The 13,607-nt window shown below is 54.5% G+C and carries 17 protein-coding genes; all 17 read left to right on the forward strand.

What is annotated here, in order from left to right; all coding sequences use genetic code 11:
* Window positions 1–9: 9 nt before the first annotated feature.
* Window positions 10–111 (forward strand): flagellar basal body rod C-terminal domain-containing protein, encoded by a 102-nt coding sequence (locus RT018_RS02805; protein ID WP_397359614.1) that lies wholly within the window; start codon window positions 10–12, stop codon window positions 109–111.
* A 97-nt stretch (window positions 112–208) separates the two neighbouring features.
* Window positions 209–424 carry a flagellar FlbD family protein gene (locus RT018_RS02810; protein WP_312939029.1) on the forward strand — a complete coding sequence of 72 codons (216 nt, stop codon included), beginning with the start codon at window positions 209–211 and terminating at the stop codon, window positions 422–424.
* A 155-nt stretch (window positions 425–579) separates the two neighbouring features.
* On the forward strand, window positions 580–1,434 hold the full coding sequence (locus RT018_RS02815) for a MotA/TolQ/ExbB proton channel family protein (protein ID WP_312939030.1): 855 nt from the start codon (window positions 580–582) through the stop codon (window positions 1,432–1,434).
* A 31-nt stretch (window positions 1,435–1,465) separates the two neighbouring features.
* Window positions 1,466–2,296: a flagellar motor protein MotB gene (locus RT018_RS02820; protein ID WP_312939031.1), complete on the forward strand. Its 831-nt coding sequence runs from the start codon at window positions 1,466–1,468 to the stop codon at window positions 2,294–2,296.
* 63 nt (window positions 2,297–2,359) lie between these two features.
* Window positions 2,360–3,379 (forward strand): FliM/FliN family flagellar motor switch protein, encoded by a 1,020-nt coding sequence (locus RT018_RS02825; protein ID WP_312939032.1) that lies wholly within the window; start codon window positions 2,360–2,362, stop codon window positions 3,377–3,379.
* Window positions 3,369–4,781: a flagellar motor switch protein FliN gene (gene fliN / locus RT018_RS02830; protein ID WP_312939033.1), complete on the forward strand. Its 1,413-nt coding sequence runs from the start codon at window positions 3,369–3,371 to the stop codon at window positions 4,779–4,781. The genes RT018_RS02825 and fliN overlap by 11 nt, the downstream gene beginning before the upstream one ends.
* Before the next feature lie 63 nt (window positions 4,782–4,844).
* Window positions 4,845–5,210, forward strand: a complete 366-nt coding sequence (locus RT018_RS02835; protein WP_312939034.1) for a response regulator — start codon at window positions 4,845–4,847, stop codon at window positions 5,208–5,210.
* A gap of 3 nt (window positions 5,211–5,213) precedes the next feature.
* Window positions 5,214–5,597 carry a flagellar biosynthetic protein FliO gene (fliO, locus tag RT018_RS02840; protein ID WP_312939035.1) on the forward strand — a complete coding sequence of 128 codons (384 nt, stop codon included), beginning with the start codon at window positions 5,214–5,216 and terminating at the stop codon, window positions 5,595–5,597.
* A 12-nt stretch (window positions 5,598–5,609) separates the two neighbouring features.
* Window positions 5,610–6,278: a flagellar type III secretion system pore protein FliP gene (fliP, locus tag RT018_RS02845; RefSeq protein WP_312939036.1), complete on the forward strand. Its 669-nt coding sequence runs from the start codon at window positions 5,610–5,612 to the stop codon at window positions 6,276–6,278.
* A gap of 14 nt (window positions 6,279–6,292) precedes the next feature.
* On the forward strand, window positions 6,293–6,547 hold the full coding sequence (locus RT018_RS02850) for a flagellar biosynthetic protein FliQ (protein WP_312613132.1): 255 nt from the start codon (window positions 6,293–6,295) through the stop codon (window positions 6,545–6,547).
* Between the two features lie 10 nt (window positions 6,548–6,557).
* A complete protein-coding gene (gene fliR, locus RT018_RS02855; RefSeq protein ID WP_312939038.1) occupies window positions 6,558–7,328 on the forward strand; it encodes a flagellar biosynthetic protein FliR in 771 nt (256 codons plus the stop codon).
* A 24-nt stretch (window positions 7,329–7,352) separates the two neighbouring features.
* Entirely contained in the window at window positions 7,353–8,456 is a 1,104-nt protein-coding gene (flhB, locus tag RT018_RS02860) for a flagellar biosynthesis protein FlhB (protein ID WP_312939040.1), read from the forward strand.
* Window positions 8,457–8,536: 80 nt separating this feature from the next.
* Window positions 8,537–10,639 carry a flagellar biosynthesis protein FlhA gene (flhA, locus tag RT018_RS02865; RefSeq protein ID WP_312939042.1) on the forward strand — a complete coding sequence of 701 codons (2,103 nt, stop codon included), beginning with the start codon at window positions 8,537–8,539 and terminating at the stop codon, window positions 10,637–10,639.
* 62 nt (window positions 10,640–10,701) lie between these two features.
* A complete protein-coding gene (locus RT018_RS02870; protein ID WP_312939044.1) occupies window positions 10,702–11,559 on the forward strand; it encodes a FliA/WhiG family RNA polymerase sigma factor in 858 nt (285 codons plus the stop codon).
* 4 nt (window positions 11,560–11,563) lie between these two features.
* Entirely contained in the window at window positions 11,564–12,313 is a 750-nt protein-coding gene (locus tag RT018_RS02875) for a flagellar hook-basal body protein (RefSeq protein WP_312939047.1), read from the forward strand.
* An 18-nt stretch (window positions 12,314–12,331) separates the two neighbouring features.
* A complete protein-coding gene (locus RT018_RS02880; protein WP_312939048.1) occupies window positions 12,332–13,096 on the forward strand; it encodes a flagellar hook-basal body protein in 765 nt (254 codons plus the stop codon).
* Between the two features lie 32 nt (window positions 13,097–13,128).
* The coding region (locus RT018_RS02885; protein ID WP_312939049.1) for a chemotaxis protein CheC at window positions 13,129–13,607 on the forward strand (479 nt) is incomplete at its 3' end.

The raw sequence follows: 13,607 nt of genomic DNA on the forward strand, positions 1-13,607 counted from the left end.
GCCACCGAAATTGCTGATATGATTACCACCCAGCGCGGCTATCAGGCCAATACCCGTATTATTACCGTCACCGACTCCATGCTGGAGGAACTGGTAAACATGAAGCGTTAATTTCCCGAGACTGAACCTTATGGAACCGATCGGCAGGACGCCGGACACGGGGATTTCCCCGTGTCCGGAGGATGCCAGCGTTTGGAAGGAGAAGCGTATGATTGTCTTGACAAAGATGAACAGCGACAGGTTTTTGGTGAACCACATGCAGATCGAGTGCATCGAGCTGATCCCCGAGACAAAAATTGTGATGATGAACCGCAGTTACTATTTGGTGCGGGAGACGGCGGAGGAAATTGTGCGCAAAATTGCAGAGTACAACGCCAAGGTGCAGGATATCTCCCGCGCGGTGAAAGTAATCAGTCAGCGCTGAGGAGGAGAACTGCAGCGTTTTCAGGGTTCTGCGGGGCCGGCCTGATCCGTGCGCACGGAAGCCGCGCGTCTTTGGTGCGCGGGGATCAGGCAGGCGCTTATAAAAATTGGGCGGCGGCGCAGTTGCGCTCTTTGCCCGGCAGGGGTGAGAGACAGATGAATATAACCTATATTATCGGCACGGTAGCGGCCATGGGCGTTATGATCACGGGCATGATGTTTACAACCAACGCTGCCGGTCATTTTACCATGAGCGTTCAGCAGCTCATGAACTTTATGGACCCGGCCAGTATCTTTATTACCATCGGCTGTACATTTGCGGTTGTGGTGGCCAGCTTCCCGCCAAAAATGCTGAAAAATTTGCCCCGGCATTTCCGAATTATGCTCAATACCAGAAAGTACGACCCGATGTACTACATCGACCAACTGGTGGAATTGGCACAGGTGGCCCGGAAAAACGGACTTTTGGCGCTGGAGGAAAAGGCCAACGCACAGGACGACCCATTTTTCAAACAAGCAATTATGCTGATTGTGGACGCCAATGACGCCGACAAAGTGCGGGGCATCCTCAATAACGACATTGAATGTATGTCCGCCCGCCACGACGGCGTGGCGGGAATGTATGAGCGAGGTTCTTCCGTGGCGCCTGCCTTTGGTATGGTGGGCACGCTGGTGGGCCTCATAAACATGCTGAAAAATATGAATCTCTCCGGCGACGGCGGCTCTTCCAGCATTGGTACCGATATGGGAACCGCCTTGATTACCACGCTGTACGGCTGCGTACTGGCCCATATGATTTTTAATCCCATTGCCTCCAACCTGCGCACGCGGGATGAGGAAGAGGTGCTCTGCAAGATGATTATTGTGGAGGGCATCATGTCGATTCAGTCCGGTGAAAATCCCAAGTCTCTGCGGGAAAAACTGCTGACCTTCGTGGACCAGAATCAACGCGGAGAGGGCGGGGCCAAGGGCGAGAAAAAGAGCCGGGGCAAGAAGAAAAACGCGGAATGATTTGGAGAAACACGAGAGGGGGGAATGGTAGATGAAAAAGCGGAAAAGCGAGGGCGGCGCAAGCTGGATGGACACCTATGGCGATATGGTGACGCTGCTGCTGTGCTTTTTTGTGCTGCTGTACTCCATGTCCACCATCGACCAGCAGAAGTGGGTGCAGTTGGTGCAAAGCTTCAACCCCGACGCGGTTAAGGAGATTACGGAAAACAGTGGCAACAACGGCCAACTTGCAGACCCCGCCACTCCGGTGGACGGGGAGCAGTCCGAAAACAGCCTGACCCAGGCGCAAGTTGTGGCTTCCATTGAGCAGCTTTATCAGGATTTAAAGTCCTATGTCGCACAACAGGGGGCCGCGGAAAATATCTCCGTGACCAAGGGCGATGGGTATGTGTTTATCTCCTTTAATGACGCCGTGTTTTTTGACGGAGATAGCTATGTTCTGCGGCAGGACGGCGAGGTGGTTCTGGAGGATGTGGGCGTGATCATCGGCAAGGCCAGCCTTGCCATCGACGAGCTGCGGGTTTTAGGACATACGGCGCAGGGCGACCCCGGAAAACCCAACAATCCGACGGTAGATCGCTTTTTGTCCTCTGACCGGGCAGCGGTGGTCCTGATTTACCTGCAGGAAATGGATATTTTGGATCCTGCCCGGATGATTAGTATGGGCTATGGACAGTTTCGTCCCGTAGCGGATAATGCCACCCGGGAGGGCCGGGCCAAAAACCGCCGGGTGGAACTGATTGTCACCGGCAAGGATTTGACCAACACGCTGGGCGATCAGATCGAGCAATATTATACCGAGCGGGGGACGCCTCCGCCTGTTTCTGCCGAGGTGCAGGGAGATGTTTCCACCGCGGAATAATCCGCGATGAGATATGGCTGCCTCGGGGCGGCAGACGAGAATACGTGGGAGAGGGGGATGCCGATGTCGGAGGTGCTTTCACAAAGCCAAATCGACGCGCTGCTCAGCGCGGCGCGAAGCGGGGAGAAGATTGAAACCGAGGAAGACACGTCGAAAGATAAAAAATACAGGAAATACGACTTTCGTAGCCCCCGCAAATTTACGAAGGATCGGCTGAAAATGCTGGACAGCATTTTTGAAAATTATTCCAGAAATTTAAATTCCCGCATCAATGGTCTGATGCACACGAGCTGTGAAATCAGCGTGGAATCCGCTGAAGAACAGCGCTATTACGAGTTCTCCAATGCCCTAATTGAGGGCGATGTTCTGGTACTGGCCTATATCAAATATGGAGAGGTGCTGGAAGATACTCCGGCGCTGCTGCACATCAGCAAGCCGCTGTTGCTGAGCATGATCGACAGGATGATGGGCGGCGAGGGCGAGGTGGACGACGAGCTGGACCCGGAGTATACGTTTACCGATTTGGAGCTGAAGATTTTGGAGGGCCTGGGCCAGTATTTTGTGGAGAACATGGGCGAGAGCTGGCAGAACTACATTCAACTTGACTTTCAGTATGGGCGCGTAGAACCGAATCCCACCATGATTCAGCCTCTAGGACTGGATGAAATCGTGGTCATCATGGACCTGACGGCAAAATTCCCCAACTGCGACGGGCATATAAGCGTGTGCCTTCCTGGTATGGTGCTGACCAACGTCTTCAGTGAAATCAGTCGCCTGAACACAGCCCATAAAAGTCAGGATGAGGCGGCGGGTAAAGAGATTTTCGAGTCTTTGAAAACCACGGAAATCGATCTGGTCGCGGAAATCTGCCGCACAAAGCTCCGGCTCAGTGACATCTACCACCTGAACGTGGGAGACGTAATTGATTTGAAACGCCCCAAAAGCTCGGCGGTTCATATCAACATTGGTGGGCGGCGCTGGTTTGACGGCGTGATGGGAATACACAACAAAAACATGGCGGTCAAAATAGGAAGGACCTATTACGGGCCGGAGGGAAGGAACGTCGAACAGGATGGCAGATAACATTTTTAACTCCATGGAGCTGGACGCAATCGGGGAAGTGATGAACATCAGCCTCGGTTCCTCCGCCACGGCGGTGTCCAATCTGCTGGATCATCGGGTGGAGATTACCACCCCCAGAGTCAGCGTATCCGATGTGGCAGATTTTGATATTGCCGATCTGGAGCCTGCCGTGGGCGTGGAAATTCGCTACATATCCGGCTTAGTGGGCAGCAATATTATGCTGCTGCGCCGCAGCGATGTGAAAGTAATCGTGGACATTCTAATGGGCTCGGAAACCCCGGACGAAGAGTTCGAGATGAACGAGCTTACCATCAGCGCGGTGTGTGAGGTCATGAACCAGATGATGGGCGCGGCTTCCACGGCGCTATCTGATTTTCTGGGAATTCCGGTAAATATTTCTACGCCTGAGTCCTTTGAGCTTCAGGACTTTGAGCAGTTTAAAAAAGACCACTTTCCCATGCAGGACGGCAAATGCGTGGTTGTGCGCTTTATGCTCAAAATTGACAATGTGCTGCAAAGCGAATTTATCAATGTCATGTCGGTGGATTTGACAAGGGAGCTGCTCTCCGGTCTGGGACTGGGAGAGGACGAGGACGCCGCACCTCCGGAATCTACTTCCTCGGACCAACTTGCTGCCCCGTTGGAAGGCGGCCCGAAGCTGAGCCAGTCGGAAATTGAACGGCTGATGAGCAGCGCACAAAACGAAGCGCCCCCCACCCCGACTCCTGCCGCCTCCGGCGGCATGCTGAGTCAGGAAGAGATTGAAAAGCTGATGAGCGGTGCGCAGGCGGCTCCGGCCCCCACCCCGACTCCTGCCGCCTCGGGCGGCATGCTGAATCAGGCGGAGATTGAAAAGCTGATGAGCGGTATGCAGCCCCCGGCGCAGCCAATTCCCACGCCCCAGCCAGCAATGCCTTCCCAACCCGCGGCCCCTACCTATCCCGCGCCGGAGCCGCAGGCCGTTCCCGGCGGGGCACCGCCCATGCCGCCTTACGGACAGTATCCGGGTTATTATCCGCCCCAGCCCTATTACCCAACTCCTGGCCCCACCCCTGCGGTGCATGCGCCCAGAGTGATTCAATCTATCCCAGCAGAAATGCCGCACTTTGCAAACGGCGAGCCGCTGGAAGAGCAGCAGGCGGAAAATTTGGATTTGCTGATGTCGGTTCCGCTGGAGGTTTCCGTGGAGATCGGACGGGCCCGCCGGAAGGTGCAGGACGTGCTGGCCTTCACCAAGGGATCGCTGGTGATGCTGAACAAGCTGGCCGGCGACCAAGTGGACTTGTTTGTAAATGGACAGTGCATCGCCAAGGGCGATGTGGTTGTCGTGGATGATAATTTTGGAATCCGCATCACCGAGGTTTTAAAAGCCCCCGATCCCAACGAGCTGGTTAAGGAATAAGCCCTATGCCCCGCCCAGGAAAACTGAAATTAAAAAACAGATTCAGAAAAAGGAAGGTTTAACATGGCTAAGATTTTAGTGGTTGACGACGCGGCATTTATGCGCAAGGTGATTAAGGACACCCTTTCCAAGAACGGATATACCGAGCTGTTTGAAGCGGTGGACGGTGCGGATGCCGTGGAGAAATATGGGGAAATCCACCCCGATCTGGTCATCATGGATATTACCATGCCCAACATGGATGGGCTGGAAGCCCTGAAAACGATTCGCAGCAAGGACGGAAACGCAAACGTAGTCATGTGCTCCGCCATGGGACAGGAGAGCATGGTCATCGACGCGGTGCGCTCCGGCGCAAAGGACTTTATTGTCAAGCCCTTTAAGGCTGACCGCGTGCTTAAAACGGTGAATTCCATCATCGGAAATCCCTGATTTATGCCGTGGGAGGAAATCGGCGCCCTTTTGGGAATGCTGGCGGCTGTTCTGGGCGTGTTGCTTCTTGCATGGCTGTTTACTCGGTATCTGGCCGGGCGTGCCCCGGGGCTTGGCGGCTTTTTGCCCGGTCGGAGCGGAAAGCTCCAGCTGCTGGAGCGAATGCCTCTGGGGCGGGAGCAGGCTCTTGTGGTGGTCCGGACGGGAGAAAAGATTCTCCTTCTGGGCGTCACCGCCAGCGAAATTTCGCTTTTGCGGGAGCTGAGCGCCGAGGAAGCGGCTGCGTGGGATAGTGAGACGCAGGCTGCGTCACCCACGGCTGGGGCGGAGACTCCGATCCCCTTTCGGGATGCGCTGCGAGAAGTTTTGAAACAGAGAAAGAAGTAGGAGGAGCATAACGTGACAGACGCACTGGTCAATGTCAACGGGGACAACGTACAGGCCCTCCAAATTTTATTCCTGACCACCATGATTACCCTGCTGCCTTCGCTGCTGGTGATGATGACGTCCTTTACCCGGTACATCATCACGTTCTCGTTTCTGCGTACGGCGCTGGGAACGCAGCAGACCCCGCCCAACGTGGTGCTTATCGGCGTAGCCCTGTTTTTGACGATGTTTACCATGAACCCCGTATTTTCTACCATTAAGACCGAGGCCTACGATCCCTATGTGGCGGAGGAAATCGGGCAGGAGGAGTTCCTTGACCGGGCGCAGGTCCCGCTGAAGGAGTTTATGCTGAGAAATACCGAGACCTCTTCCCTGAATCTGTTCTGTGATTTAGACGGAACGGCAGACCGACCTGCCGATGAGACGGCGGCAAAGGCTCTTCCCATGCACATTGTGGTGCCCTCTTTTATGACTAGTGAGCTGAAGCGGGCCTTTGAGATTGGATTTCTGGTCTATATTCCCTTTATGCTAATCGACGTGGTGGTTGCCTCCGCGCTGATGTCCATGGGTATGATCATGCTGCCCCCGTCTATGATTTCAACGCCCTTCAAGCTGCTTTTGTTTATCGTGCTCAACGGCTGGGAACTGGTGTTCTCAACGCTGGTGCAAGGATTCCATTAGAAAGGGGCCATGGAATGGAATTAAACGCGGGCGAGGTGCTTCGACAGGGCATTTTCGTGGTGATCCGTCTGGCGGGTCCCATGCTCATCCTGAGCATGGTGGTGGGCGTACTGGTGGCCATTTTTCAGGCGGTCACGCAGATTCATGACCAGACGCTGGGCTTTGTTTTGAAACTGGTGGTCATCGGGCTGGTGCTGTTTATCGGCGGTGGCTGGATGATGAACACGCTGGTGGATTACAGCCGGTATCTGTTCACGCTGATGCTGTAAGGAGCGCGGGATGATTGACTGGGGAAGGCTTACGCTGCTTTTTTACATTTTGATGCGGATGAGCGGTTTTGTAATGTTCAACCCGCTGTTGGGGCGGCGAAACCTCCCCGGCATTTTCCGGGCGGGACTTATACTGGTTCTGACATGGTTTGTGGCCTCATTTACCAAGGGGACCGCGCCCGTGCCGGTGCATTTCATTGAGTTTGCCGTCAGGCTGCTGCTGGAACTGGGCGTTGGATTTATGGTGGGAATGGCGGTACAGTTTTTCATTTACCTCATTCCCCAGCAGGCAGGCGAAATCATTGATAACCAGATGGGCATGTCCATGTCCAAGGAATACGACCCTGCCTCCAACATCTCCATGTCCGTCAGCAGCACGCTGTTTACCATTTTAATGACGCTGCTGTTTTTTACGGCAAATGGGCACAACACTCTTTTGCGCATTTTGCTGACCTCCGGAGAAATTATTCCCTTTGGACAGGCGGCGCTGGGACAGGCCGCGATGCAGGCGGCAATAGAGCTGTTTATCGAGTGCTTTGTGCTGGGTGTGAAGCTGGCAGTGCCAATTTTGGCGGCGGAGCTGCTGGGACAGATTGGAATGGGAGTTCTAATGAAAGTCATTCCGCAGATCAACGTGTTTTCCATCAACATTGAGCTGAAGGTCATTATCGGACTGGTACTGCTGATGTTGTTTATGTCGCCTATCAGTGAATTTATGCTGCGGGTAGAAAATCAGATGCTGGTTGCCGTACGGGAAACGCTGACGGTGCTGGCCACCTAAAAAGGGGGCTGGCAAAAGGGGGGAATGTCTGTGCCGGAGGGCAACAAAACAGAAAAGGCAACCCCCAAAAAGCGACGGGACCAACGAAAAAAAGGCAACGTCTTTCTCAGTAAAGACGCGGTGTCCGTGGCCACATTGCTGGTGGGCTATATGACGCTGCGCGTCACCATGCGGGGCGCAGTGGAACAGCTCAATTCTTTTTTCCGGGTATGTATGACCCTGGCGGAGAATCTCTCCTCAGTTTCTCTGGAGAGGCAGCTTCCCGACCTTCTCAAGGAGGGGGCCTACACGCTGTTTATGGCGGTGGGTCCCACCATTCTGGCTGTGGCGGTGACGGCTATTGCCGCCACCTTCGCCCAGACCCGGCTTCTGGTGTCCGGGCAGTCCATCCAGCCCAAGTTCAGCCGGCTCAATCCGCTGGAGGGTTTTAAAAAGCTGTTTTCCCTGCGCAGTGTGGTGGAGGCAGGGAAGGGCATCATCAAAATCACCATTCTTTTGATTATTATTTATCGATTCATCAACGGATGTGTGGTTGCCTTTGCCAATTATTTAAATACGGATTTAACCGCCGTTTGCGGCGATATTCTCAGCCGCCTCAGCGGCATGATTCTCCAGATTATTATTGCATTTGTTGCTCTGGCAGCCTTTGATTTCTACTATCAGTGGTGGGATTACGAGCGCCAGATGCGCATGACAAAGCAGGAGATCAAGGAGGAATATAAACAAACCGAGGGCGACCCTCAGATCAAGGGCAAAATCAAAGAGGCTCAGCGCAAAATGGCACAGTCTCGTATGATGCAGCAGGTGCCTCAGGCGGATGTGGTCATCAGAAACCCCACCCACGTGGCGGTGGCCTTGCGCTATAAGCCGGAAACGGACGCGGCTCCCCTGGTCCTTGCAAAGGGACTGGATGAAGTGGCCCTGCGCATCGTGAAAACGGCGGAGGAGCATGGGATTCCCACAGTGGAAGACGTGCCTCTGGCCCGGTCCATCTACGCCTCCGCTGAGCTGAACCAGCAAATTCCGGCAGAGCTGTACGGCGCGGTGGCGGATGTTCTGGTATACGTCTTTAAGATGAGCAACCGGGACTTGAACAAGGAAATGGCTCTGGACGAAGAAGGCAGATAATTTCTTTAAAGCCAGAGCATTTTCCCAAAAACAAGATACAAAATGAAACTTGAAATAAACCAAGGAAAGGCGGTGCGGCGATGAGAAGACTTGCAAACAACATCATATCGCTCCTCGTGGTCGTCATCGTCCTGTTTTTGCTGCTGCCGCTTCACCCGGTGATGATGGACATTCTTCTGATTGTCAACATTTCGCTGTCCATCGTGATTCTGCTGATTACTATGAACATCTCGGACGCGTTGGAATTTTCCATCTTCCCCTCACTTTTGCTGGTGACCACGCTGTTTCGATTGGGACTGAATGTGTCCTCCACCCGGCTGATTCTTTCCAACGGGGGCTATGCGGGCGCGGTAATTAAGGCCTTCGGACAATTGATTAGCAACGGGAATATTGTCATCGGCATCATTATCTTTCTGATTATTGTGCTGATGCAGTTTATTGTCATCACAAAGGGCGCGGAACGTGTGGCCGAGGTGGCCGCTCGCTTCACGCTGGACGCCATGCCCGGTAAGCAGATGGCCATTGACGCGGATCTCTCCTCCGGCCTGATAAATGAGCAGGACGCCCGGCTTCGCCGGGATAAAGTGCAGCGTCAGGCGGATTTTTACGGCGCAATGGACGGCGCCACCAAAATTGTCAAGGGCGACGCCATTATGAGCCTGATTATCACCGCCATCAATTTTGTGGCGGGACTGGTGATCGGGATTGTGCAAGGCGGCGGAGACTTTGCAGGTGTTTTGCAGGTATATTCCATTGCCACCATTGGCGACGGGTTAGTGTCCCAGCTTCCTGCGCTGATGATTTCCACCGCCACGGGTATGATTGTCACCCGCAGCGTTTCTGAGGACAGCCTGAACAACGACGTGCTCCGGCAGTTTAAGGCCCAGCCACGGGCCATTATGGTAGCGGGCATTGTGCTTGTATTTCTGGCGCTCATGCCCAACACACCACATATGGCGTTGCTGGTAGTGGGCGCGGCACTTGCGATTCTGGGCTGGCGTGGTCTGCAAAATGTGGAAGCGGAAAAAACGCAGCGCGCTGCGCAGGAGGAAAAAGAGGCCGTTGAGGCCGCGCAAGCCGCCAAGCCCCCCGGAGAAAACGAGTATTATAAGGACATCAACAACATTTATTCTCTGCTGGATGTGGAGCCCATTGAGATGGAATTCGGATACAGTCTGATTCCGCTGGTGGACGAGGCGCGGGGCGGGCGGCTGATCAGCCGCATCGTGATTTTCCGCCGCCAATATGCGCAGGACATGGGTTTTGTGGTTCCCTCAGTGCGGCTGCACGACTCAGCAACTCTTGGCACCAACCAGTATGTGATTAAGATTAAGGGCGAGCAGGTTGCCAAGGGTGAAATCCTTGTGGACTATTATCTGGCGCTGGAGCCAACGGCCCCCAGCGGCGAGATCGACGGCATCGAAACCATCGAGCCAGCATACGGCATACCCTCCCGTTGGATTTTGCCGGAAAGCCGGGAAATGGCGGAGATTTACGGGTATACCGTCATCGACCCTCTATCCGTCATGCTGACGCATCTTTCAGAAACCATTAAAAAGCACGTGTATGAGCTGCTGGATCGGGAGGAGACGATCCGGCTGGTGGAAAACCTGAAAAAGGCCGCACCTCAGTTGGTGGAGGAAACCATTCCCTCTCTCATCTCCTATGCGCTGCTGGAGCGGATCCTGCGAAGTCTTTTAAAGGAAGGCGTTCCCATCAAAAACTTAGGCACCATTGTGGAGGCCGCTTCCGACGCCATGAACACGACGCGGGACCCGGATTTAATTACCGAGGCGGTTCGCGCCGCGCTGACACGGACCATTACCCGCCGCTTCTGCGAGCATGGACAGCTCCGGGTGGTGACGCTGGACGCGGAGGTGGAAAAACAGATTGTCTCCTCTCTTACCAAAAACGATCAGGGCGTGTATTTGGCGATGGGTGCGGACATGATGCAGCAAATTGTTTCCCAACTGGGAGAATCCGTGAAAAAGTTTGCGGAGCTGGGGCAGACCCCCGTAATTCTCACAAGCCCGGTCATCCGCGTGTACTTAAGTCGGATGCTGTCTCAGTTTTTCCCCAATCTGTATGTGCTGTCCTTCAATGAAATCACGACGGATATTCAGATTCAGGCCCTTGGCAATATCACGATGCAGCAGAAAAAGGAGACGGTGGAAAAGGTCTGATGAAATCCCAAGGCGTGGCACATACAGGGTTATAAGAGCTTTGCGAAAGGAGGGGCAGAAGCGTGAGCGATACGGCTGTTTTAAACAATTCCACGTCAAAAGCCCTCTCCAAAACGCTTTTGACAGAGCGGGAGCTGGAGGTCCTGCCCACCGACGAACTGCTGAGCCTTTATAAGCAAACCGGGGAAGAAACCTATAAGTGGCCGCTAGTGCTGCGGTACGAGGGATTAATTAAGAGCATCGCCTTGCAAATCTGCGGCGTGTACAACGGCTTTGCCCAGGTGGACGACATTGTAAACGAGGGCATTCTCACGTTGATGAACTCCGTGGATAAATTCGACCCCGAAAAGGGTGCGAAGTTTGAAACCTATGTGTCCAAGCGCATCCGGGGCATGATTATCGACCTTGCCCGCCAGCAAGACTGGCTGCCCCGCAGCGTGCGCCGCCGCGCCCGAGAGATAGATCAGGCGGTGAACAGTCTGAATAACCATTTGGGCCGCTTTCCCACCGACGAGGAAATTGCCGGACACATGGGCCTGAGCGTGGAGAAATACCGGGAGGACGCGGCGGCGGCCGCCCTTTGCAACATCGTTTCGCTGGAGGCGCTGTTTGAACGCCGCAGCGAGGGAGACACCGGCGTTTCCATTCCCGCGGCGGAAGACCTTTCACCCGAGGACAGTGTGCAGCAAAAAGAGCTGCGAGAGATGCTGGGCGAGGGAATCCGGTCACTGCGAAAAAACGAGCAAATGGTGCTGTCCCTGTACTATGAGCGGGGATTGAATATGCGGAATATCGCGCAGGCCATGGACATCAGCGAGCCGCGCGTGTCGCAGATTCACAGCCGGGCAATTCAAAAATTACGCGTGTATCTGGGTCCCTATATGGGGCAAAAGCCGGAACGCGGCGAGAAAAGAGAGTGATGAAATGTTCAAGGGTTTTTACAACCTGACCTCCGCCATGCTGTCACAGGGAAAGCGGCTGGACGTGATTTCCAACAACATGGCAAACGTCGCTACCTCCGGCTATAAGGCGGACACCTATACCGACACCACCTTCCGGGAATACGTGGTCAGCCGGGTGGGGAACAAAGACAAGCGCGGCCCTGCTGAAATTGGACCTGCCAGCTATATTCTGGCGCCCAGCCAGCTGTACACAGACTATACCCAAGGCGTGCTGGAGAAGACGGGGATGCCCTTGGACTTTGCTCTTCAGGGAGACGGCTTTTTCGCCGTCCATGCTGGGGACGAAACAGTTTATACCCGCGCCGGCAATTTCGCGCTGGATGAGCAGGGCTATCTGTGCCTTTCGGACGGAAGCCGGGTGTTGGACCCCAACGGAGAGGAAATCCTTCTGGGAACCGACAAAATTACGGGAGATGTCTCCGGTGGAATTCACACAGAGGAGGGCCTGCTTGTGGCACAACTGGGCGTTTTCTCCTTTGCGGACAATGGCGCGCTGTCGCGCAATGCCCAAGGTTATTTCACCGGCGATGGCGCAGAAGCCGCCGTCGGAACCAGTGTTCTCTGGAAGACACAGGAGCGGGCCAACGTGGACCTCGTCCAGCAGATGACCGGTATGATGACTGCCCAGCGCGCATTTCAAAGTGCTGCGGAGGTAAGCCGGATGTACGACCAGCTGATGACCAAGGCAGCCACCAATTTGGGTAACGTTTAAAGAAAGCGGTGAGCGGATTTGAACAGTTCTTTCTATACGGCCGCAGTGGGCGCGGCACAGCAGCAGCAGCGGATGAATGTGCAGGCGAACAACATCGCCAACGTGAATACATACGGATTTAAGGCTCAGAAGCCCAGTTTTTCCTCGCTGATGTACGGCAACGTGGCCGGGGCGGAGGGGGTGGAGCTTCCCCGTGGCTCCGGCGCAAGAATGTCCATGGCGGGAACGGATTTTTCGGGCAGTGCGCTGGCCGAAACCGGGCAGAAACAGGATTACGCCATTGTCGGTAACGGCTTTTTCGGACTTTACGACCCCACAAGCGGGGAAGTGTCCTATTCGCGAGACGGGTCCTTTACTCTTTCGGAGTTTCAACGCCAGAAGCTTTCGGCGGACGGCGAGCAGGAGCTGGACGAGGAAGGCAGGCCTATGTTGGAAACGGTGTTTATGCTCTCTGACGGGATGGGCCGATTTGTCCTGAACGACAAAGGCGCGGTCACGGAGGTGAAGGACCGGGAGGCCAAGCAGCCCGTGGGTGTGTTTGACTTTGTGAATACTGACGGGATGCTCCGTATGGGGGATAATCGCTATATCCCGGTGGAGAAAAACGGGCAGGTCCGTTTTGGCACCGGCACCGTCCGTCAGGGCGCGCTGGAGACCTCGAATTCTGATTTGGCAGAACAAATGACAAAAGTCATTGAAGCGCAGCGCAGTTTCAGTTATAATTTAAAGATGGTCACCGTTTCAGATGAAATTGAGACTACGGTGAACAACCTCAGGTCCTAAGGGTGCGCCTCCGGCGCGGAAAGGGAAGTCGCATGGAGATTAAAAGTTATGAGGATTTGAATGGGCTGGAGATTGACACGCTCAAGGAGATTGGGAGCATTGGTACGGGGAACGCCGCCACGGCGCTTTCTCAGATGATTGGCAAAGAGGTTCGCATCACACTACCGGAGGTGCGGATTATGGGCTATAACGAGGCCATCGAGTGGATTGGCGGGCCTGAGGCCATCACTGCCGGGGTTTTGAGCCAGCTTGGCGGTGAAATCAATGGAATCATGCTCTCCGTGCAGCAAATGGATTTTATTAATTTGGTGCTGACCAATGTATTGGGACAGGCCGTGTCGGACTTCAATATGTTGCGGGAAATGGAAATCTCCACGCTGGTGGAGGTGGGAAACATTATGATTTCCACATTTATCAACGCCCTCAGCGGCCTTGCCGACATCTCCATCCGGTTGACGGTTCCCGCATTCGCAGTGGATATGCAGGGTGCGATTCTCACGGTACCCATGGC

This window comes from Oscillibacter sp. (assembly GCF_032060045.1).
In the GTDB taxonomy this organism is placed as follows: domain Bacteria; phylum Bacillota; class Clostridia; order Oscillospirales; family Oscillospiraceae; genus Oscillibacter.